The 21,668-nt window shown below is 67.9% G+C and carries 14 protein-coding genes; 2 read left to right on the top strand and 12 right to left on the bottom strand.

Features of this window, described 5'->3' with window-relative positions:
- Nucleotides 1-456 precede the first annotated feature (456 nt).
- Nucleotides 457-3,984: a mechanosensitive ion channel domain-containing protein gene (locus tag Mal64_RS02600; RefSeq protein WP_197525374.1), complete on the top strand. Its 3,528-nt coding sequence runs from the start codon at nt 457-459 to the stop codon at nt 3,982-3,984.
- A gap of 12 nt (nt 3,985-3,996) precedes the next feature.
- On the opposite strand, the gene Mal64_RS02605 is transcribed toward Mal64_RS02600, so the two are convergent.
- Nucleotides 3,997-5,892: a hypothetical protein gene (locus tag Mal64_RS02605; protein WP_146396618.1), complete on the bottom strand. Its 1,896-nt coding sequence runs from the start codon at nt 5,890-5,892 to the stop codon at nt 3,997-3,999.
- A 265-nt stretch (nt 5,893-6,157) separates the two neighbouring features.
- On the opposite strand from Mal64_RS02605, the gene Mal64_RS02610 reads away from it, so the two are divergent.
- On the top strand, nt 6,158-6,904 hold the full coding sequence (locus Mal64_RS02610) for a BON domain-containing protein (RefSeq protein ID WP_146396621.1): 747 nt from the start codon (nt 6,158-6,160) through the stop codon (nt 6,902-6,904).
- An 18-nt stretch (nt 6,905-6,922) separates the two neighbouring features.
- Here Mal64_RS02610 and Mal64_RS02615 read toward each other — a convergent pair whose 3' ends face one another.
- The 11 genes from Mal64_RS02615 to Mal64_RS02665 form a co-directional block, all read right to left on the bottom strand.
- The gene (locus Mal64_RS02615; RefSeq protein WP_146396624.1) at nt 6,923-7,726 is read right to left on the bottom strand and encodes a hypothetical protein; all 804 of its coding nucleotides are present in this window, start codon (nt 7,724-7,726) and stop codon (nt 6,923-6,925) included.
- Nucleotides 7,727-7,748: 22 nt separating this feature from the next.
- The gene (locus Mal64_RS02620; protein WP_197525375.1) at nt 7,749-11,240 is read right to left on the bottom strand and encodes a secretin N-terminal domain-containing protein; all 3,492 of its coding nucleotides are present in this window, start codon (nt 11,238-11,240) and stop codon (nt 7,749-7,751) included.
- 335 nt (nt 11,241-11,575) lie between these two features.
- Complete coding sequence (locus Mal64_RS02625) at nt 11,576-12,526, bottom strand: hypothetical protein (RefSeq protein WP_146396629.1); 951 nt, start codon at nt 12,524-12,526, stop codon at nt 11,576-11,578.
- Entirely contained in the window at nt 12,523-14,028 is a 1,506-nt protein-coding gene (locus Mal64_RS02630) for a hypothetical protein (RefSeq protein ID WP_146396632.1), read from the bottom strand. The genes Mal64_RS02625 and Mal64_RS02630 overlap by 4 nt, the downstream gene beginning before the upstream one ends.
- A 123-nt stretch (nt 14,029-14,151) precedes the next feature.
- Nucleotides 14,152-15,810, bottom strand: a complete 1,659-nt coding sequence (locus Mal64_RS02635) for a type II secretion system minor pseudopilin (protein ID WP_146396634.1) — start codon at nt 15,808-15,810, stop codon at nt 14,152-14,154.
- Nucleotides 15,807-16,742, bottom strand: a complete 936-nt coding sequence (locus tag Mal64_RS02640) for a PulJ/GspJ family protein (RefSeq protein WP_146396637.1) — start codon at nt 16,740-16,742, stop codon at nt 15,807-15,809. The genes Mal64_RS02635 and Mal64_RS02640 overlap by 4 nt, the downstream gene beginning before the upstream one ends.
- Complete coding sequence (locus tag Mal64_RS02645; RefSeq protein ID WP_146396640.1) at nt 16,742-17,260, bottom strand: prepilin-type N-terminal cleavage/methylation domain-containing protein; 519 nt, start codon at nt 17,258-17,260, stop codon at nt 16,742-16,744. The genes Mal64_RS02640 and Mal64_RS02645 overlap by 1 nt, the downstream gene beginning before the upstream one ends.
- Complete coding sequence (locus tag Mal64_RS02650; protein WP_197525376.1) at nt 17,257-17,838, bottom strand: GspH/FimT family pseudopilin; 582 nt, start codon at nt 17,836-17,838, stop codon at nt 17,257-17,259. The genes Mal64_RS02645 and Mal64_RS02650 overlap by 4 nt, the downstream gene beginning before the upstream one ends.
- The gene (gene gspG, locus Mal64_RS02655; RefSeq protein ID WP_146396646.1) at nt 17,810-18,247 is read right to left on the bottom strand and encodes a type II secretion system major pseudopilin GspG; all 438 of its coding nucleotides are present in this window, start codon (nt 18,245-18,247) and stop codon (nt 17,810-17,812) included. The genes Mal64_RS02650 and gspG overlap by 29 nt, the downstream gene beginning before the upstream one ends.
- A gap of 130 nt (nt 18,248-18,377) precedes the next feature.
- Nucleotides 18,378-19,589 (bottom strand): type II secretion system F family protein, encoded by a 1,212-nt coding sequence (locus tag Mal64_RS02660; protein WP_146396648.1) that lies wholly within the window; start codon nt 19,587-19,589, stop codon nt 18,378-18,380.
- Nucleotides 19,590-19,698: 109 nt separating this feature from the next.
- Nucleotides 19,699-21,399, bottom strand: a complete 1,701-nt coding sequence (locus Mal64_RS02665) for a GspE/PulE family protein (protein WP_146396651.1) — start codon at nt 21,397-21,399, stop codon at nt 19,699-19,701.
- Nucleotides 21,400-21,668: the final 269 nt, after the last annotated feature.

The raw sequence follows: 21,668 nt of genomic DNA on the forward strand, positions 1-21,668 counted from the left end.
CAAGAGACGGCGGCGCCGCCCCTCTCCGGCTCGTGTTTCGGCTCAGTGAATCGTAGGTCACCCCAGGCAGCCGCTAGCAATAGCCGCTCTGAGGCATCAACTGGTTCTCACTAAAGCAACCGCTGTGCCAGCCCGGCGGCGGGCCTTGGATCGCTGGGAAACAGCACCCCCAATCTGCCAGGCCTGGCGGCTACCTAACCCAAGTGGTCGCCTTGCGACCAGAAATCTGCCCGTTGGCGAGCCCTCGACCGACGCCAAGGGGTTTGCGCTAAGGTTGGTTCAGCGCTGGCGACAACGCCCCATACCGCTTACTTTTGTGAGTCAGACGGGTCCGCCGCAGTGAGTTTGGCGCCCGCACATGCATCTTTGCACTCGGTTTTTGCATTCGGGAAGAGCAAGCGTATGAGACCAGGGTGGGTCGCAGATTGGCTAAACGCCGTCATTCGAGGGGGCGCCGTGTGGCTTTACGCCGCTGTGCTCGTCGTCGTGGGGCTGTCGTGGGGCGCCGCGCCACGGGTGGCGCAGGGACAGGAGCCTTCCGCCGAGACGGCCCCGTTGCCGTCAGCCGCGGCAGACGACTCTGGGATCACGGTCGATCGGCTCGAACAGCTCGTTGCCGAAGCCGAGCAGAACGCCGCACTCGACGAAGAGACCCGCAAGCAGGTCGCGGGTGTCTACCGGTCGGCGCTGGCCGAGTTGCAGGCGGCCGCCGCCCACGCCTCCCGGGGCGAGAGCTTCGCCGCCGACGCCCAATCCGCCATGGCTCGGGCCGAAGAGGCCAAGCAGAAGATCGAGGAGCTCAAGTCCAAGGAGCCGACCATCGAGAGCGACGGCTCGCTCACCGACTTGGAGCAGCAACTCGCCAAGCTCGAGCTGACCCTGGCCAACCGCAAGAAGGCCCGCACGGCCGCCGCCGCCGAGTCGCAAACCCGGGTCCAACGGCGCAAGGAGATCCGCGCCCGGACAGTCGCCCTCGAGGAGCTGCTCACCGATCTGCAGAACGAGAAGACCCAGCTTTCCGCGTCCGAGCCGGGGCCCGTGACGATGGCCCGTCGGGCGCTCGTCGAGGCCCGCACGAAATCGGCCGAGGAGGAGCTGCCCACCCTCGAACGCGAACTCTTGAAGTACGACGCCGAGGAGGCGGCCGGCCTGGTGCGGCTGGGCGTCGACCTGACGACCCTGCAGGCCGGATTCACCGAGAAGCGGATCGCCATGCTGCAGGAGCGAGTGAACAGCGAGCGCGAGGCCGACGCCGCGCGTTCGGTGCGTGAGGCCCGCGAGAGCGCCGTGGCCGTCGATCCGATGCTGCGCAGCCTGGCCGAGCGAAACCAGCAACTGACCGAGACCTCCAAAGAGGTGGTCGACTCGCTCGCGTTGGCCAAGAGCGAGCTGAAGGCCACGACGGCCGTGCTTGACGAGTTTCGCCAGCAGTACGAGCGGACCCACGAAAAGGAGGAGCAGGTCGGGCTGACCAGCTCGATCGGCGCGCTGCTGCGCAAGCAGCGTACGGCGTTGCCCGAGGTGAGCGAGCTCCGCGCCGCCGTGGCGAGCCGGCAGTCGATTATCAACGAGATCCAGTACGAACTCTTCGAGTACGAGGAGGAACGCGACGACCTGGCCGCCCTGGGGTCCCGTTCGAACGGATCGCTGGCCGACTCGGACACGCAAGACGCCGCCGGCGCCGAGTTCGAGGCCGCCTCTCAAGAGCTGCTAGAGAAGAAACGCGAGTATCTCGACACGCTGATCTACAACACGAGCCAATACTTCGACACGCTGGTTGACCTGAACATAACCGACTTGCGGCTGGTCAAGCTCGCCGAGGAGTACGAGCGGTTCATCGACGAACGCGTGCTGTGGATCCGCAGCGGGCGGCTGCTGTCGCTCGACGAGGGGCTAGACGAGTCCGACGCGTGGCTCCTCAGCCCGCTCAAGTGGTCCGAGTTGACGAAGCGGCTGCTTGCCGACACGAGCCGCAACTGGGCGCTCTACTGCACGGCGGGGTTGGTGTTCGTCGTGCTGCTAGCGCGCCGTCGCAACCACCGCCGGGCCGTGCTCGATGCGGGCGTGCAGGCGCAGAAATCGACCTGCCGATCGCTCGAACCGACCGCCCGCGCCCTGGCCCTCACGGCGGTGGTGGCGATGCTCTGGCCGCTAGTCGGGGTGTTCCTGGGCTGGCGGCTAAGCGAGGCGGCGCTCGGGTCGCCCTTCACCAGGGCGGTCGGCGTCGGGTTGCTTTACCTCAGCGCGCTCGCGGCGCCGCTCGAGTTCTTCCGCCAAGTCTGCCGGCCGCGTGGGCTGGGCGAGGCCCACTTCGGCTGGAACGAGGGGAACACCAAACAGATCCGCAAGGAGCTGCGTTGGTTCCTCACCATGGGCGGGCCGTTCGCCTTCGTCACGGCCACGATCATGGCGAGCGACCCCAGCCACAGCCGCGGCGCGCTGGAACGCTGCTCTTTCTTCGTCGGCATGGTGATCGTCGCTACGCTGATCTACCGCCTGCTGCGGCCCAGCGGCGTGGTGCGCGAGTACCTAAAGCATCGGCAGGAGGGCTGGATCAACCGCCTCCGACACTTCTGGATCACGGCTTGTGTCGGCTTGCCGCTGCTGCTCGCCACTCTCGCGATCTGGGGCTACTACTACACGGCCAAGGTCTTGGCTTGGCGGCTGTTCGTAACCTGCTTCTTCGCGATGGTGCTGGTCGTCTCGCGGGCCGTGCTTTTCCGCATGCTGCTGTTGCGACGCCGCTTCCTGAGCATGGAACAGGCCCGCAAGCGGGCCGCCGACCAGCAGGAGGCGGGCTCCAACATCGCCGGCATCGTGGCCGAAGACCCCACGTCGGACATCACCGCCCAGAACGTGCAGGCGATGCGTCTGTTGTCGACCGGGCTCTACGCCGTGTCGCTGGTCGGTATGTGGCTTATCTGGTCGCCGGTGCTGCCCGCGCTGAGCCGGCTGGACGAGTACGTGCTGTGGACCACCGGATCGGACTACCCCGTGGCGGCCGCACCCGCCGATTCGGCCGAATCGGAGCCAAGCCTCACGCCGGGCGCCCCGATGCCGATGCCGGCGACCGCGCGCGGCTATCAGGCTGGCGACAAGACCGTGGTTGCGGTCTCGGACTTGGCGGCCGCCATCCTCGTGGCGTTCGTCACGTTCGTGCTCGCGCGCAACGGGCCCGGGCTCCTGGAGATGTCGGTCCTCAGGCAACTGCCGTTCGACGCGTCGGTCCGTTACGCCATCACCACGCTGGTGAGTTACATCATCGTGCTGGTGGGAGTGATCATCGCCTTCTCGACGATCGGCCTACGCTGGTCGCAGATCCAGTGGCTGGTCACGGCCCTGACGTTTGGCTTGGCTTTCGGCCTGCAGGAGATGTTCGCCAACTTCGTCTCGGGGCTCATCATCCTCATCGAGCGGCCGATCCGCGTGGGCGACGTGGTGACGATCGACGACGTGACGGGCGTGGTCTCGCGCATCCGCATCCGCGCCACCTCGATCACCAACTGGGACCGCAAGGACTACATCATCCCCAACAAGGAGTTCATCACCGGCCGGGTGCTGAACTGGACCCTCTCGGACCAGATCAATCGCATCGTGGTGAACGTGGGAGTCGCCTACGGCGCCGACACCGACCGCGCCCGCGAGCTGCTGCTCGAGGTGGCCAACAAGCACCCATTGATCCTCAAAGACCCGCCGACGATCGTGACCTTCGAGGGCTTCGGCGACAGCTCGCTGAGCTTCGTGATGCGGACCTACCTGCCATCGCTCGAGAACCGGCTGGAGGTGATCCACCACCTGCACAGCGAGATCGACAAGGCGTTCCGCCGCGAGGGGATCGAGATCGCCTTCCCGCAGCTCGACCTGCACGTGCGATCGGCGCCGCCGACGCTGTCGCCCGTCCCCCCCGCTGCAGAAGCAGCAGACGGCCCGGCCGACGGAGACGCCGCGGACTCCGGCGAGGGGAAACCGGGCGACGCGACCTGACGCCCCCGCCGATCAGCGTTCGCTTCCCTTGATCTCAAAGCCGATCAGGCGGAATCCGGTCGGCGTGTCGTAGATGACCGAGCCGCTCGGTTTCATGTAGCGGTTGACGATGTCGGCCGGCGGCACACCGTTGCGGTCGATCGCACCGAGGAGCGCCTTGAAGAGCGGCTGCCCCTCGGCCATGTCGCGGAGCTTGTCGATGTTATCCTCGTTCGACGCCAGTTCGAGCCAATAACGGAAGCCCTTGGTCGGGTCGGAGTAGGTCAGCATCGCCGAGGTGTCGTCGGCGCCGCGACGCCCCTGCAAGCGGCCCAGCCGCGAGTCCATCAGCCGGAAGGCGATCTCGTCGCGCAGCCGCGGGGCGGTCCCCTGGTTCGCCTCGATCGCGCGGTTGAACTGGCTTTCGGTTTGGGTGGAGACGAACCAGTTGTCGATGATCCCCAAGGTGGGCGAGAAGGGACGCTCCTCGGGCGGGAGGTCGCGCATCCGGCCCACCACCAAGGCGCGGTAGTCGACGCCCCCCATCTCGCGGTCCTCGAAGTGCTCGAGGTGCGGTTCGATCATCCGTTCAAGCAACGCGCGGGCCGCCTCGGGGTCGGTGAGTTCGAGCGCCACGCTGTTGCGGCCGCCGGGGTACCGCGACTCGTGCCCCGAGGTGGCGCCGTAGCTGGTCCACCAGACCACGCGACCGGTGAGCTGCGGGAGGATCTCGTTCTCGAGATCGGCGCCGATCTTGCCCGAGAAGTTCTTATCGACCATCTCACGGAACTGCCCCTCGCCGCGGATCTTGTCCGACAACTGGGCCGCCTGCGAAAAGATCCTTTCGGGGTCGAGCCTGAACGTGATGCAGGTCTCGATCTGGTCGCTGATGAAGTTGGGCGGCGTGGTGTCGCACGGCTCGAGACGCAAGATCTTGAGGATCCCCGACCGCGGGGCGGCGACCAGCAGGTGGCCCCGGACGAGCGACTCCCAACTGTCGACCTTGTACCAGCTGGCCATCGACGCCCCCTCGATCTTGTCGAGACCGAGCAACGGGAACGTGGCCAGGGCGAAGCGCAGCCCGGTGTTCTTTTGGGCCATGGCTTTGACGATCCCCACCGGGTCGGCGAACACGATCGCGTGGGGCGGCTCGCTCTGCCCTTCGACGCACTCGGCCAGCGAGTCGGAGAACCCCCGGTTCTCGGCCAGGCTCTCGGTGAACTGCTCGCGCCGGCGACGCGTGCCGGCTTCGGCAGTCTCTTCGGCCTGGTCGGCCAAGGCCGCGAGGTCGACGCCGTCCCAGCGGGCGAGCATCGACGTGAGGATGTTGCTGTCGGTCGAGGCCACAAGCACTCCGCCGCGGCGCACGACGCCAACCATCCGCCCCGTGTCGTCGCCTTTGCGGAAGACGAGCACCTCCTCGCCGCGGAGCTCTTCGCGTGTGACGCTGCCGCCGCCGGCGATCGAGGCTTCTTCGATCCGTTCGAGCAACGCGTCGACCGTCGGCATGCGGTCACGCAGGTCGGCGAGCACCGCGATGGCGGGGTGCTCGTTGCGACGGGCCACCATTCCGACGGCGATCTCCCCCTGGATCAGGTCGAACAACTCGCCGAGCGAAGCGCCCACCTCTTCCTCAGCCTTCTCGGAGTAGGCGTCGGCCGCCGAGCCGTAGAGGTCGCCGAAAAAGGGCGTGACCTCGGGGTCCTGGAAGAACTGCCCCATCGACGAGGCCTTGATCTTCTCGACCAGTTCGCCGGCGTCGGCGGTGCGGAAGAACAGGACCGTCTCGGCCGGGAACAGCCGCATGGCGGTGGGCCGTTCGCCCGATTGAGCGAGGGCCCGGGGCGCCAGGGCGCCCATCGCCAGGGCGGCCGTGAGCAGGGCCGTCGCCAGGCGGGACGGCGTGGGGAGCGATCTTGCGGCGGGCATCGGGTACTCGTATTTGGGGTTGTTTGAAAGGCTAGTTCGAGCGTGACGCCCCAGCCATTCGCCGCGGCCGGGGCGATCTTGGGGCTCTTGCGGAGTGAATCCGTCCGTCGCGTGGTATCATAGAACAGGCCTCCGCTAGCCGCCGCGGAAGCGGCGCCTGAGGTAGCAGAATAACAGCCCGGCAAAGCCGAGGCGAGCAACGAGCCGGCCGCCTCCCCCCTTCCCTTCGGATCCCCCGCTGACTCCACCCATGACAGCATTCGCCATGAGCATCAAAGCCCTACGAGCGATCGCTTTCGCCGCGGCCCTGGTGGTCGCCCCCTGCTGCTGGGGGCAATCGTCGCGTACGGGCTCGGGCGGCGGGTTCGGCGCGAGCGGCTCCACCGGTTTCGGCCAATCGAGCGGCGGATTTGGAACGTCGGGTTTTGGCTCCTCGGGATCGAGCCTGTCGGGCTTTGGATCCTCCGGGTTCGGCCAGTCGGGCGGTTTGGGTCAGTCCGGCTTCGGCCAATCAGGATTTGGCCAATCGGGCTTCGGTCAGAGCGGGTTGGGCCAGAGCGGCGCCGGCGGCCAAGGGGCGTTCATCGGCCGCAGCGGCGACTCGATGCAGTCGCTCATGCAGAGCATGGGCCAAGGCGCTAACAACTTCCTGAACCGCTTTGAGAACACGGTCAACAGCGCGCTCAACCGCGGCGACGCCAACAACGCCGAGCAGCCCCGGCCGCAGGTGCGGGTGAAGCTCAACGTGGCGTTCACTACGCCCGCGTCGGCCATGCCCGCAGCCGACATGGTGGTCGGCGAAGTCTCCGAGCGTTACGAGCTGCGCGGCCTCGACGGCGCGAACGTCGAGCTGACCGACCGCACGGCGGTGCTCACGGGCGAGGTGGCCACGGCTGACGAGCGGCTGCTCGCCGAGAAGATGCTCGCCATCGAGCCGGGCGTTTCGCAGGTCGTCAACCAACTGACCGTGCGTGGCGAAGCCGAGGCAGTCCCCGCGCCCGGGGCGGAGTGACTCCGCCAGCCCCGTAGCTCAGAAGCGACTGCGCGACGGCAGCGTGATGGTGGAGGTCTTGAGCCGGTTGGGCGTGGCGCCCGCCGCTGCGGCCGATGGGCCGATGGTCGTCGATCCCCGTGTCACCGGCGCTTGGTGCGAGTACGCCGCCTGCTCCACCCCCGAACGCCCGGCGGGCGAGGTGTTGGGCTGGGCGATCATCTCGTCTTGCGTGGGCGTCAGCAAGTCGTCGCCCGGCAAGCGGTGGCGGGTCGATTCGCTCACGATCAGCGTGCCCCCTTGGAGCGGCTCGAAGCGGGCGATCAGGCTCACGTCGGCCGTGGGCCCCCCCACCTCGTTCCAGGGGAGCCAGAAGTTGTATGAAACGCCCACCTCCGATTCGCTCTGCCGACGGGCGACCTCGGCGGGCGGGAACACGTAGCGGCGGGTCGGCTTGTGGTCGGTGGCGATCCGGCCGGTCTCCTCGAACGCGTACACCACCACCTGCCCCTCGACAGCGATCGGCTTCTTTTCATCGTCGTAGAAGAAGAGGCGTCCGCCGAAACCACGCATCGAGGGCTGCCCCGACTGCTGGAGGATCGTCTCGGTCCACGCGCTGACGATTCGCCGCGGCGTCCCCACACGGGGGCCGGTTTCTTTCTTGTTCCACGGCCACGGCTTGGGCAGCTTGGCGATCTTCTTGCCCAGGTCGAGCGTCGGCGACGAGGATCGGCTCAACGGCTTGTCGGCCGAATCGTCCTTCGACGACCACGTCCATGCCTGGCAATCGGCCGACAGCAGACATGCGACGAGCAGGGCGAGTAGTTGCGGCGTGCGTTTCATGCGTGTTTCGCGAGTAAGGGGGTCACGGCCGGGTGGCGGTGGGGGCCGATCCGTCAAGCAGCGGCAGGCGTCGAGGCGCGGACGACTCTTGAGAGCTCACCGCCGAGTCGTAGCTCACCGGCGAGAAGCCGAGGGCGGGCGCCTGCGTCGGCTGGGGCTCGGTGGGCGTCGCCGGCTGGTAGCTGTCGATCGGCATCAGCTCGCCCTCGAGCGGCATCTGCGAGGGATAGCACGCCTCGCAGTCGCCGTCGCCCCATTCGTCGCAGCGGCCCCTCAGGCCCGAGGGTCCGTGCATCTGCACCACGTCGCCCAAAACCCAGGTCATCCGCGACGACTCGACCTGCTTGAGCATCTCAGCGTCGAGCTCGTTGCGGATCACGCGCGGCGTCATGATGATCAAGAGCTCGGTGCGGGCCTCTTCCACGCCGTCGTAGCGGAACAGGTCGCCCAGCAGCGGGATGTCGGCCAAGATCGGCACGCGGCGGTGCACGTCGAACGTGCGTTTGGTGAGCAGACCGCTCAGCACGATCGTCTGGCCCGACATGGCGCTGACGGTCGTTTGAGCGCGGGTGCTCTTGATTTGCGGAGCGCGGATCACCTGGCCGGTGGCCGAGACCGAGATCGCGATGCCGTCCTCCTCCTCGCCGACTTCCGACTTCTCGGCGTTCACGAGCATGGTGACTTGCCCGTCGGGACTCACACGCGGCAAGACGCCGAGGATGATGCCGACGTCTTCGTAGACGATCGAGTTGGTCTGGCCGAGCTCGGTGTTCTGCACGCTGGTGATGCGCGGCACGCGGGCGCCGACCTGCACGTTGCCCTCGGTGCCGTCGAGCGTGACGATCTGCGGGCGGCTGAGCACCTCCAGGCGGCGAGTCTCCTGCAAGGCCCGCAGCAAGAAGTTGAGGCTGTTGCTGCTGGCCGAGAAGACGAACCCGCCGAAGTCGAGCTCGCTGTTCACGCGCCCCAGGGCGAAGTTCGACAACGCCTGCGCCGCCACCGTGCCGGCCGTGGCCAGCGACTGTGCGCTGCCCGCGTTGCCGAGCGGCTGGTTGTTGAAGTTGAAGCCGGGAGTTAGATCGGCGGCGACGATCGTCTCGGTCGTGACCTGCTCGTTGCCCGCCGTCTGGGTGGTCGTGCTCACCGTTTCCAGGTTGCTCAGCAGCGAGCGGTCGAACAGCAGCGAGTCCTGCAAGCCGAGCTCAACGCCGAACTCGTCCGTGTTGCCGAGCGCCAGCTCGGCGATCATCACCTGGATCATCACCAGCGGCGGACGCTCGTCGAGTTCGTCGACCAGCCGGCGGATCCGATCGGCGTAGCGTGGCGTGGAGCTGACGATCAGGAAGTTGGTCGCGGTGTCGGGAACGACCACCACCTCGCGTTCGATCCGCTCGAACGGGCTGATCGTCAGTTGGGCGTCGTCCTCGGCCTGCAGTTCGGTTTGGATCAGCTGGTTGATCGCCTCGGCGACCACGTCGGCCTGGGCGTTCTTGAGCCGGTAGACCTCGGTGTTCCGCTCGCGGACCTTGCTGTCGTCGAGCTTCAGCAAGATCGCCTCCACCACGGCCAGGTCCTCGGTCGTGCCGGCCGCCAGGATGCTGTTGGTCCGCTCGTCGACCGAGAAGTTCATCCGCACCAGGCCGCCCGAGCCGAAGCCCCCTTCCTCGTCGTCTTCCTCGCCGAACAGGGCGCGGAGCATGTCGGTGAGGCTCTGGGCGTCGCCGTTGGCCACGGTGAACACCTTGAGCTGCGCCTGGGCGTCGGGCGAGCGGTCGAGCTGCTCGATCAAGGCTTGGATCAGGTCCATCGCGTCGGCCGGGGCCGTGACGATCAGGGCGTTCGCACGGTTGTCGGCCGCCACCCGCACGCCGGTGAGCACCCCCGTCTCGAGGCGTCGCTTGACGGCGTCGCCGAGCGCACCGGCCGGGGCGTTGAGCCTCAGCCCGCCCACGCGGCCCGTGTCGTCGTCGCCGCTCGTGGGCGTGATCGCCGTGCGGACTACCTCGGCCAGCTCCTCGGCCAGCGAGTTCTTCAGCGGGAAGACCCGCACCTCGTCCACGGCGGCCGAGCCGGCGATGTCGATGCGGCGGATCAGCTCGCGGATGTTCGCCATGTCACGCGGCCCGGCGTTCACCAGCAGCGTGTTGCTGCGGGCGTCGGCCACGACGGTGGCGCGTGGCGCGAGACTCGCCGCGGCGTCGTCGTCGCCGCCCTCGCCCTCGGGCCGGGCCAGGAAGTCGTCGATCAGGGTCTTCGCCTCGGTCGCCGAAGCGTTCTTCAGCGGGAAAGCCTCGAAACCGGTGGCCGATTCGACCGGCAGGTCGAGCTGCTCGACCAGACCGATCGCCAGGTCGACGTTCTCCTCACGGCCGATCAGCAAGAGCGCGTTCGGCTTGGCGAGCGGCGTGATGCTCAGCGTGCCGGCGCGCTCTTGCAGCGCTTCGGCGTAAACCTTCACCAGCACGCGGCCGATCGACTCGCTGTCGACGTTCCGCAATGGGTAGACACGGATCTCGGGGGTCGTGGTTGCGCTGAGGTCTTGGATTTGTTCGATAATCCGCTGCACGCGTTCCACGTCTTGCTCGTTGCCGCGCAGCAAGATCACGTCCAGGCCGTCGACAAAGACCGTTTGCACCGGGCCCAGTAATGAGCCCTCCTCTTCGGCGAGGTCGCCGCCTTCGGCGGCCCCACTCTCTGTGTTTCCGTCGCTCTCGGCCAGCCGCAGGGTCGAGCTTTCGTCCCCGGCGTCGTCTTGGTCGTTGGGGCCGGGTTGGGCGAGGGCGGCGTTCATGGCCGGCGTGCGAGTCGAGCCCTCTTCGAGCATCTGCAAGACCTGCCGCACGCGGCCCTCTTGCTCGTCGCCGGTGGCGACCAGCCGCACGGCGGCGTCTTGCTGGGTACCGGCGACGTCGATCGATTCGATCACGGTGCGCCAGGCGGCGACCTCGTCGGCGGCGCCTTCAAGACGCACGACGCCGCTGCCCGCCTCGGCGTGGACGTTCACCCCGCCCCCCTGGCCGAGTCGCACGGGGAACGAAAGCCAGCGGCGATCGCGGTCCCACGAGGCCCGCACCGGGCGGTCGCCCAACGCTTGCAATCGTTGGTGAAGCACCTCGGGAGTGAGAGTGAGCAACCTGATCTCGCCGGCCGGCGCCGCCATGCGCGTCGCCTGCCTCGGATCAGCCGGGCCGACGGGCGCCGCGACCGGAGCGGCGAGCATCGCCCGCGCTTCGGCGTGGACCGCCGGCGGACCGAACAGCAACAGCTGGCCGGTGCGTTCGTCCCAAACGGCGCGCTGCGGGGCCCGCAAGCCGCGACGCCACTGGTCGATCGTCGCGCGGCGTTCTTGCGAAACCGGGTAGGCCTCGAGCGTGGAGGCGGCCGGCTGGCCCGCCGTGCTCCCACGGGCGGGGCCGCCGAACGAAGGCTGAGCCATGGCGTCACGCCCGGGGCCAAACGCCGCCAGCAACGCCAGCAACCGCACGGCCAAGAAGGCGAAACGCCTCGCGTTCATCCCAGGGTTCGTCATCGACACGGCCGCTGTTGGGGTAGGCAAGCAAGAGAACGGTGCACTGTCGAACGCACGAGCGGCGCACGGCACGCGCCGCGCACGCACAATCGGCGCTATCAGGAGAATCGGCAAAGTCGCTCTACTTCGCCAATGAAAACCCCACGAGAGCGGCGGGGAATCGTTAAGAGTGAGGTGCGGCGCCGAGGCGACGGGGCCGAACCACCCCGTTGGGGGGGCAGAGCAGATAGTGATAGCTTCGGGAGAAACCCGGTTCGTTCCCCTCCGGGAGCTTACGCTCTCCGGCTCTCCGGCTCTTTTGGGGCTCTTTTGGGGGATTATTACGTGGCGTCCACGGCGCCTAGCCGCTTGCCGTCGCGGAGGGATTCGCCCAGCGGCACGCGCCAGCGTTCACCCTCGGACTCGTAGATCAGTCCCAACGGCGTGATGGAGTCGACCCGGCCCTTGAGCAAGCCAACGCTCAGATCGTCGCCCGCCATCAGACGGAGCACCTCGCCCGTGGTCCGCACCGTGACCCAAGCCTGCAGGCTGGAGCCGGCGCCCACCACGCCGGAGAGGAACGCCTGATCGGCGTCGTCAAACGGAGGCTTGGGGGGCGGATCGGGGCGCCGCTCACGCGGGGCCGGTTCCTCACGCGGCGGGGCGGGCGGCTGGTACGCCGTGAACAGGTTGCGGCCGTCCAGGCTCTCGACGTACCGGTCGGCCGAGGCGAAACGCAGCCGGTCGTCGCTCTCACCGGGCATGCCCTCTTCGCGCGGAGCGCCGTCGACGATCAGCGCCGCGATCGACAACTCCATTCGGACGCGGTTCGACGCCAGCGGCGTGAGCTGCAAGCGCGTCAGCTTGTGGAGGGCGTCGAGCCGGTAGAACGTGTCGAGGAACCGAACCACGGCGTCTAGCGGCCCCTCGGCCATGACCGAGTAGTTGAGCACCCGGTAGGCGTCTGGCCGCTCACGCGTGCCGGTCGGCCTCACGTTGTCGAGAGTCAGCCCCGCTTGGTCGATGGCGCCGATGAGCCACGCCTGGTAGCCCGACTGGGCGACGTTCGGGTCCGAAGCGAGCGACTGCTCCTGCCACCGCTCCAATCGCCGCAAGGCGCGTTGCGCGAGGTCGGCCTGGAACTGGGCGTTGGCCAGCGTCTCACTGGCGTCGAACAGCCGCGCCTGGCTGCTGGCGAGGGTGTCGCGGTAGCTCGTCACGCCACGCCACGCGCCCCACAGCACCACCAGCGCCACGACGCCGATCAACAAATTGCGTTCGCGTGGGCTCATTCCGGCGCCTCCTCATCAGCGGCGTCTTGGCTGCTGGTCGGCTCGAGCGTGTCGATGCGGTCCGCCTCGGAGGGGACCCGAACCACCACTTGGTAAGTGTAGCCGTAGGCGCCGCCGCCGGTGTTCTCCTGCATCGAGACCGGCTCGACTTGGTGGGCGCCGTCGCGGAGCCGCGACTCGAGCTCGGCGGTCGAGGCCGAGCGGATCGCCGCGTGGAGGTCGATCGCCCCGCCGGGAGCACGCTCGCCGGACGCCACCGTGGCCAGCAGCCGGGTGACGCGAACGTCGCTCTCAACCGGGTAATCCTCGGCGTCGAGCGGCTCGGGACGAAGTCTCCTCGAGAGCAACTCGAGCTCGTCGAGCCAGGTCACGTCGGTCGTGAGCCAGCGCTCGATCTCTTCCGCTTGGCGGCGGTAAGGGTCGAAATCCTCGATCGCCGCACGGGCGTCGGCGATGTCGCTGTTGGTTTGTGCGATCTCGGCGTCGAGCGTCGCGAGCCGGATGTAGGCGGTCCACCCCACGGCGAGCAACACCACGGCGGCGGCCGCGGCCAGCAGCCACCGTGAACGCGACGAGCCTTGCTGCTCGAGGGTTTTCTTCGGGTGCGCCAAGTCGATCGACGGGCGGGCGCCGCCGAGCGCGTCGAGCGCGGCGCCACACTGCGCCAGGTCGCTCGCGTCCGATCCCATGCCCGAGACGAGCCCGTCGAGCGCGCCGCCGGCCAAGGCGTCGTGCGTGGAGGGGGCGAGCTTCTCGAGCTCGTCGCGTTGCACTCCCGCAGGCAAACCGGCGTGGACGACCGCGGCGATCGACGCCCCCACCTCGGCCTGGGCCGCCACGGCCGTGCGTCGCAAGGTGTTGATCACCCCGGCGGGGTCGTCGGAAACCAACCGACCGGAGCGGAGGACCCACGGCGAGGCGCTCGCGCCCTGCAGCACGACCATGTCGAGCTCCTCGCCGGCGCCGGCCGCTATGAGTCGCGGCGTGGGCTGCTCGCCCTGCGCAAGCCGCCCCACGAGCGACGCCGCCGCCAGGCCGCGCACCACGAGCCCCTCGAGCGAGGCGCCGGCGGCCTCGGCGAGGTCTTCCCAGAACCCGATCTCGGCCTGCGGGCAAGCGACCGCGATCACGCGCCACGGCATGTCGGCCGCCCCTTGCAGCGGAGCAAAATCGACGACCGCCGTGTCGGCCTCGCCCGATAGCTCGCGTTGCATCTGCATCGCCACCAAGTCGGGCAGCTCACTCTCAGGAGCGGCGGGCAGGGTCAGCGGCCGCACCCGCAGCTTGTCGACAGCGGCGAGCGCCACGAGCTTGCAACCTGCCCGCGAGCCCTTCGCCTTGCGAACGGCGGGGACACGGCGGGCGAGTTCTTCGCCCAGCTGCTTGGCCTGGGCGCCGGCGATCTCGAACCGCTCGGCCAAGACATAACCGCCCGGACGGGATTCGACGACCGCGCCGCGCAAGGTCTTCCCGTCGTGTTGGAGGGCGACGGCGTGGGTCATGGGGGGCAGCAGAAGGGGTGGGCGACGGGTGGGGGGTCTCTTCACTTTAAACAGCCGGCGGCCTCAGAGCGAATGGCCGCCGGACGGCGGATCGGGGGGACGGCGTCTCAGGAGGACAGCGGCTCAGGGGATGGGGGAGCCCGCCGCCGGGGGGGCGAGGGTCACGTCCCCGAGCTGCTCGACCGAGTAGCCAGCCCCCAAAGCCGTGAGATCGCGTCGGACGACGATCCGCGGCGGGGTGGCCGTGGTGTCGAGCACCACCTCCAGCCGGGCCGTGGGCCCGGGGCCGCCCCAGGAGCCGACGACTTGGGCCCGGTAAACGTCGCCGCCGGCCGTCAGGTAGGGGCCCATTTCCCTCATCTCTTCGAGCGTGACGTAGCCCTCGGTGAGGATCCAAGCCGGGTGCGACCGCTCGACGCCCTGCGGCTGCGACGAGAAATTGCGGTTCCCCAAGATCGCCTCGACCGCTTGCGGCGGCATGCCGGGCACGCCGTAAAGCAAGGCCTCGGGCGCCTGATTGATGTTGAGCCTGCCCGGCGTCGAGGGCTCGTCGCTCAGAGCGCACTGGCCGTAGAGCAGCGGCAGGTACGACTGCATGTCGCTCGCCGAGTCGGTGAACGGGCTCTCGACGAGTGTTTCGGTGACGCCGTCAAGCTCGACGGTCCGCGCCCGCACGCCAACCAAGTCGAGCAGGCTCTCGATCGAAACCGAGGCCGGGGCGCCGAAGTCGATCTTGATCTCGTCGGCGTCCTTGATGTCGGTGGGCTGGCCCCCGCCCGTCGGGGCGCCGCCCTGTCCGCCATCCTGCCCGCCATCCTGCCCGCCGCCCGGGCCGTCGAACGAGTCTTCGTCGTCGGTCTCTTCGGGGCCGCCCTGGCGGTAGGCGATGATGAAATTCGCCTCGGCCTCGCCGAGCGTTTCGGCCAGTTCGCCGTGCAACGTCTCGAGGTCGTCGGCGTTGAGGTTGATCTTCGGCAGCCCCTCGTCGGTGAGGTTGCTCTCGGCGCTGTGTGTGGTGAAGTAAGCGGCCCAGCCGAGGTTCATCGACCCGTCGGTGTTGTCGAGCGTCGTGAACTGGTTGGCCTCGATCTCCTCGGGCTCGGCGATGAAATTGCGGTTCTGGTCGACTCCCCACAGGAGCTGCGGCGTGACGTCGCGGACCCGCAGCAACTGCTCGAGCGATTCGATAGGGCCGTTCTGCGGCAGGTAGCCGGGGGTGAGGCTCGAGTAGTAGTCGATCTCCGCGCCCAAGGTCCGCGGCTCGTCGTCCTCGTCGATCCAGTCGAGGATCGCGTCGGCGATCGATTCGGTCATGCCGGGCAGGAACATCAGCACATCTTGGCCAACCCCTTCGTCGCGGGCGTCGGCGACCACCAGGCGGTTGAGGTTCAGCCGAGCCGATTCGTCCTCGAGGCCGAACCGCGCGCCGACAAAGCCGCCGTAGTCGAGTCGTGGCGCAACGATCGAGAAACGCGACAGCAGCTCCGGGGCGCCGCCGTCTTCGATCGTCACGCCTTGGAACCGCTGCGGGTTGTCGACCAAGCCGCCGTCTTGGTCGATCGTCGCCCGGTCGGCCGACAGGTAAACCTTGAGGAACTCGACTCCCGACTCGGCCGACGCACGGGCCTGAGCCTGGCGGGCCGCCGCGTCGCTGGCCACGCGTTCGGTGAACGTCCAGTCGAAATAAGCGAGGTTGGCGACCGCCAGCAACGCGATCATGACCAGCACGGCGAGCAGCAGGCTGCCCCGGCGGTGGCTGCGGCGGGTGGGCTGGCGCTTCATCGCGTCGCCCCCCCCGCGCCCGACGCATCGCCAGCGCCTTGCTGCGCAGCGGCGTCGGCCGCCGCCGCGTCGCCCGCCAGCGACGCCTCGACGCCCGGCGTAAGGGCGACCGTCATGCGGTAGCTGCGTGTAGGGACCGAGGCGGTGGCGTAGCGGTTGACGGCGCCGCCATCGTCCTCATCGGTCGCCGCAAGCTCGTCGCGGAGTGTCAGAACGAACTCGATCGCCTGCGGCAAGGCCTCGAGCTCTTGGCTGTCCCACGAGTCGAACCACTGGGCGGCGCCATCGGTCGACGGCTTCGAGGCGTAGCGAAACTTGAGGCCAACCACCTCGGCCGCCAAGGTTCGGCGGGCGGCGTCCCAAGCGTCGGTCCTGCCTTGCAGCTCTTGCCAAACGGCGTCGTCGCGGCCGATCTCTTGGCGGATCAGTCCGCTGGCGTCGACGAAGTAGCGCACCGTCTTGAGCGCGCCGTCGATGCTGGCGACGAGCGGCAGCTCCGGCTCGGCGGCGGCGATTGTTTGGCGCACCCGCAGCACGTCGAGTTGCAAGTCGCTCGGACCGCCGTAGACGCCGATCGGCTGTCGCTGCGAAGCGGTCGTCGCGGCGGCCTCTTCGTCGGAGTCGCTGCTCTCGGTGTCGATCTGGTCGACATCGAACTCGGCGTTCTCTTTGGCGTCTTGGGCGAGCGACGACAAGTCTTGCTCGACGACGAGCGCCGTGTCGCGCAGGTCGTCGGCGATCACCCGCATCAGGGCGCGTGCGAGCTGGGCCTCTTCGACCGAGCGGCGGCTCGACTCCAGGCGGATCAGGTGCAGGTCGATTGCCCACGCCATTAATGAGACCAGCACCACGGACAGGCCGATCGCCAAGATCAGCTCGATCAGCGAGAAACCCGCCGGCGGGCGTGAAGTGCTGCTTGGGCGGATGCGCATCACAGGCCCCCCGTCGAAGAGGAGTCGCCCGAAGACGACGCGGCGTTCGCGCCGCCGCTGGCCGCGACCCCGTCGGGATCGAGGAACTGCGGGTCGGAGAACCAGCGGACCAACTCCACGGCGCCGCGGCCCGTGGGGCCGCCGGGATTGGCGCCGTAAGTGATCGCCGGCTCGACACGCACCTTGACGGCCGTGAGCCCGTCGAAACCGGTCTCGCCGAACTCGACCGAGTAAACCCAATCGGCTGCGCCGCCGAAGTCGCCCTCGGCGTCGGCCGGCTGCCAAGCCACGCCCTGAACCGCCGAGAGCGGCTGGACGCCCGCCTTCATCGCCTCGACGAGCGACTCGGCGATAAGCGTTGCCTCGCTGAGGTCGACGGCCCTCTCGGCGCTGAGATGTGAGTGGCGGACCACCTCGCCGAGCGCCGCCAACGACACCGCCAGTAGAGCGATCGCCAAGATCACCTCGAGCAGCGTGAAGCCTTTAGGGGAGTTTCGAAGCAGTGCGTGGCGGCTCATGTGGCGGGCGCTCCCTCGAGAGGGTCGGCGTCCTCGACGCGGGCGGCCCCCGTCAGAGAACGCAGCACCACGCGTTTGCGGCGGCCGTCTTCGGCCTGGAGTACGGCCTCCACGTCGCAGGCGGCGCCGTCCGGGCGGAACACGATGGCGGGCGTCTGCTTGGCGTCCGCCACCACGGCCAAGTCGATCGTCGAACCGAACGGCGCCACCCGGAGGTCGGCCAGCACGATCTCGTCGAGCGAGAAGTCTCGCGGCAACCGCACGGTGGCCGACTCGCCGGCTCCTTGCGCCTCGACACGGCAGGCGGCCGAGTCGAGCGTCATGCGGAAGGCGACGGGGCGGCCGAGTCGGATGGCGTCGAGGCGCGCGGTCGCCCACTCGCGGGCGAGCCGCTCGGCGGCGGCGTTGAGCTGCGATCCGCGCAGCGTCCCCTCGAGCATCGGCGCCGCGATCCCGGCCACGAGCACGATGAGGCTCAGCACGAGGAGCACCTCGATGAGCGTGAACGCCCGCCGCGACGCCCCACGCAAAACGCGGGGCTGCGCGAGATCAGGAGTCCTCGTTTGTGATGTCGTCATCGGAGCCGTCCTGCCCGTCGGGGCCCATCGACCAAACCTTGTAAGTCGATCCATCGGCGGAAAAACGGTACTCGTTGTCCCACGGGTCGAGCGGGATCTTCCCGCCCTTGATGTAGGGCGAGGTCCAGTTCTTGGCCGCGGCGCTGTCGCTCGGTTTTTCGACCAAGTCCTGCAAACTGCTGGGGTACTTCTTGATGTCGAAGCGGTAGAGCTCGATCTGGCGGTCGAAAATGCCCAGCTGGCCCTTCGCCGCGTTGCGGAGCGCCCGGTCCTGTGTGCCCGAAAACAGGCCCGCGGCCATCGAGCCCAACACCACCAGGATCACGAGCACGAGCAGCACTTCGATGAGCGTGAAGGCGGTTTGCTTGCGGCGTCGGTTTCTGCTTCTTCTGTTTCGCGTCTGTTCCATGCGATTGCCTCTTTCGGGTAGTAAAAAGCGGTCAGCTGTCGGCGTTCAGCCGTCAGCTTATTGGAATTGGATTCGGTTCTCTGCCACGCAGCTCACACTAGATCGCTGAGAGCCGAGTGCTCCGTTCTCCTCACATCGTGGTGCTCAGCTTGATGACGGGCAGCAGCAACGCGATGACCACCACCAGCACAACGCCCGCCAGCACGAGCAGCATCAGCGGCTCCAGGAGCCGCACGAGGACCTCGATCTTACGCCATGTCGTCTTTTCAAGCGAATCGGACACCTGGTTGAGCACCCCCTCCAGGTTGTTCGATTGCTCGGCGACGGCGATCATCTCGCACACGTCGCGCGGGAAAACGCCGCTCGCGGAGAGCGGTCCGGCGAGCGGCTCGCCGGCTTGGATCGTTTCGGCGGCCTCTTTGACGACCGCCGTGAGGACCCGGTTCCCGGTCGAGTCGGCCGCGATGTCGAGCGAGCGGACGATCGGCACGCCCCCCTTCAGGAGCGTTCCCAGCACCCGACAGAAGCGCGCCACCGCCAGGCTGCGATAGATCTTGCCGACCATCGGCACGCGCAGCCGCCAGCGGTCGACCCAGTCGCGGCCCTCGTCGGTCTCGAACCACTTGTAGGCGAAGTAAATCACCACGCCAACGCCCGCCACGATGAACAGGCCGTAGTTCTGCAGCGCATCGCTCAGCCCCAGCAACGCCTCGGTGATCCAGGGCAGTTCGCCCTTGTCCTTCAGCCGGGCGAACAGGTCCTCGACCATCGGCACGGCGAAGATAATCAGGCCGTTGACGATCAAAAAACCGATGACCGACAAGATGATCGGGTAGGCCATCGCGCCGGCCACTTTGCTCTTGAGCTCTTCCTGCTGATCGGTGAAGGCGGCGACGCGTTCGAGGGCGTCTTCGAGGAAGCCCCCCTCACCGCCGGCGCGAACCACGCTCGTCGATAGCTCGCCAAAGACACGCGGGTGGCGCCCCATCGCCTCGGCGAGCGACGAGCCGTCCTCCACACGCGTGCGGAGGTCTTCGAGCACCGCCACGAGGGGCGGGTGCGACGACTGCTCGGCGATCACCGTGAGCGACCGCAGCAGCGGCACGCCGCTCCGCAGCAACCCCGCCAGCTGGCTGTACACGGGCGTGATGTGCTTCGAGGCTATGCGGACCTGCTTCTGACCCGACGCTGCCGCTTTGGACCCCGCCGCCGCGCCCACCTTCAGCGGGAACAGCTCGCGCGCCGAGAGCGCGGCCATCGCCTCGCCCTGGTTGGGGGCCGACAGCACGCCCTCGACTCGTTGGCCGTCGAGGCTTCTCGCGATGTAAGCGAAGTCAGGCATCGGTTAGGGGGTAGAGCAAGGGAAAGTAGTAAGGAGAGTTTGACTCGAACGCCGTCGTGCGGTTCCGCCCCCGAAAGCTCTCCTGCTCTCCTTTCTAGTTTCTCCTGCTCTAGATCCGGTCTCCCTTGGTCACACGCAGCACCTCGTCGACGGTTGTGATGCCAAGCAGCACCTTCTCCCAAGCGTCTTGGCGCAGGGTCCGCATGCCGTCCTTCAAGGCGGCGGTGCGGATCTCCCACGAGCTCGCCCGGTCGTGGGCCAGCTGGCGGACCGCGTCGGTGGTGGCGCAAAGCTCAAAAATCCCCTGCCGGCCGGCGAAGCCGATCTCGCGGCATTTGCGGCACCCCATGGGCTGGTACAGCAGGCCGCCGCCCGCCTTGTAATCGTCCCACGGAAAGTCCGCCGGCAGGTCTTCTTGTTTGGGTTCGTACGGCTGACGGCAATCTTGGCATAGCCTGCGCACTAATCGCTGGGCCATGACGGCCTCGATCGTGCTGGCCACGAGGAACGGCTCGATGCCCATATCGACCAGCCGGGTGTAAGCGCTGGGGGCGTCGTTCGTGTGCAGCGTGCTGAACACCATGTGGCCGGTGAGCGACGCCTGGATGGCGTTCTCGGCGGTCTCGTGGTCGCGGATCTCGCCCACCAGCACCACGTCCGGGTCGTGCCGCAAGATCGACCGCAGCGAGGCGGCGAACGTCAGCCCGATCTTCGAGTGGACCTGGATCTGGTTGATGCCGGGCAGCTGGTATTCAACCGGGTCCTCGGCCGTGATGATCTTGGTCGTCTCGCTGCGGATCTCAGTGAGCGCGCTGTAGAGCGTGGTCGTTTTGCCCGAGCCGGTCGGCCCGGTCACGAGCACGATGCCGTGCGGCGCCCGGATCAGCTCGCTGAACTTCTCGTAGCTGCGGTCGCCCATGCCGAGGGCCTGGAGCGAGAAGTTCATCCGCCCCTTGTCTAAGAGACGCATGACGATCCCCTCGCCGTGCAACATGGGGATGACCGACATGCGGACGTCGACCTCGCGGCCGTGAACGCGCAGTTTGATGCGGCCGTCCTGGGGCAACCGCTTCTCGGCGATGTTCAGGTGGGCCATGATCTTCAGCCGGCTGACGATCGCCGCCCGGAAGTGGTTCATCTCCGGTGGGGTCGGCTGGCCGACGAGCATGCCGTCGATGCGGTAGCGGATGCGGATGCCGGCCGCCTGCGACTCGATGTGCACGTCGCTCGCGCGGGTCTCGATCGCTTCGAGCAAGATCTCGTTCACGAGCCGCACGACCGACGCCTCGTGGGCGCCGTCGGCCAGTTCCGCGCCGTCGGCGTCGATCTCTTCGAGCAGTTCGACACCGTCTTCGGCCTGCTTCAGAGCCACCAGCCCGCCGACCGTCTCGCTGCCGACGCCGAGCGTCGCCTTGATCCGCTCGGCGATCTTGCGCCGCGGCGCGAGCACCGGCTCGATCGCCAAGCCGAGTTCGGCGCTCAGCTCGTCGAGCGGGTAGACGTCGAACGGGTCGCAGGTGGCGACGACCATCGTGCCGTTGCGTCGCTCGACGGGGAAGAGCGCGTGACGGTGGATCATGCGGTGCGGGAAAGCCGCGAGCAGCTCGGCGTTCACTTCGGTGTGGTCAAGGTCGACCATCTCCACACCGGTCTCGGCTCCCAGGGCCCGCAGCACCCCCTCTTCCTCGGCGAAGCCGCGCTCCACCGCCGCCAGGTCGGGCCGCGCAGCCGTAGCCGCGTCCAGCCTCAGCTCGTCGAGCTGGTCGCGCGTAATCAGCCCGTGCTTGAGAAGAATCTCGCCGGTTTCCATGCAATAGGGCGGGAACAGGAGGGGGGATTAGGGGGGGTCGCTGAGCCTCGGTTCCGTACGTCCCCTGCCGTTTGCTGGGGGCGCCCGAGCGGGCAACCATTTACTTTAACCACCTCACGAGGCCGGTGGCGCCGTTGTTGGGACGAAGATTCCCTAGAAGTTTCAACGTGATCTGTACTTGCCCCATGCCGCCCTGCAACTGTAACCTATTGCCACAAAACAGCTTGCGACCCAACGCCAGCTAATAAGCCTCCCGCATGTCAGCGTCT

Origin of the sequence: Pseudobythopirellula maris (assembly GCF_007859945.1) — a bacterium.
Classification (GTDB): Bacteria; Planctomycetota; Planctomycetia; order Pirellulales; family Lacipirellulaceae; genus Pseudobythopirellula; species Pseudobythopirellula maris.

Excerpts from the sequence above, each read along its gene's own strand:
- Mal64_RS02605 (WP_146396618.1), bottom strand. The coding sequence starts at position 5,892 with ATGCCCGCCGCAAGATCGCTCCCCACGCCGTCCCGCCTGGCGACGGCC.
- Mal64_RS02610 (WP_146396621.1), top strand. The coding sequence starts at position 6,158 with ATGAGCATCAAAGCCCTACGAGCGATCGCTTTCGCCGCGGCCCTGGTG.
- Mal64_RS02615 (WP_146396624.1), bottom strand. The coding sequence starts at position 7,726 with ATGAAACGCACGCCGCAACTACTCGCCCTGCTCGTCGCATGTCTGCTG.
- Mal64_RS02620 (WP_197525375.1), bottom strand. The coding sequence starts at position 11,240 with ATGAACGCGAGGCGTTTCGCCTTCTTGGCCGTGCGGTTGCTGGCGTTG.
- Mal64_RS02625 (WP_146396629.1), bottom strand. The coding sequence starts at position 12,526 with ATGAGCCCACGCGAACGCAATTTGTTGATCGGCGTCGTGGCGCTGGTG.
- Mal64_RS02630 (WP_146396632.1), bottom strand. The coding sequence starts at position 14,028 with ATGACCCACGCCGTCGCCCTCCAACACGACGGGAAGACCTTGCGCGGC.
- Mal64_RS02635 (WP_146396634.1), bottom strand. The coding sequence starts at position 15,810 with ATGAAGCGCCAGCCCACCCGCCGCAGCCACCGCCGGGGCAGCCTGCTG.
- Mal64_RS02640 (WP_146396637.1), bottom strand. The coding sequence starts at position 16,742 with ATGCGCATCCGCCCAAGCAGCACTTCACGCCCGCCGGCGGGTTTCTCG.
- Mal64_RS02645 (WP_146396640.1), bottom strand. The coding sequence starts at position 17,260 with ATGAGCCGCCACGCACTGCTTCGAAACTCCCCTAAAGGCTTCACGCTG.
- Mal64_RS02650 (WP_197525376.1), bottom strand. The coding sequence starts at position 17,838 with ATGACGACATCACAAACGAGGACTCCTGATCTCGCGCAGCCCCGCGTT.
- gspG (WP_146396646.1), bottom strand. The coding sequence starts at position 18,247 with ATGGAACAGACGCGAAACAGAAGAAGCAGAAACCGACGCCGCAAGCAA.
- Mal64_RS02660 (WP_146396648.1), bottom strand. The coding sequence starts at position 19,589 with ATGCCTGACTTCGCTTACATCGCGAGAAGCCTCGACGGCCAACGAGTC.
- Mal64_RS02665 (WP_146396651.1), bottom strand. The coding sequence starts at position 21,399 with ATGGAAACCGGCGAGATTCTTCTCAAGCACGGGCTGATTACGCGCGAC.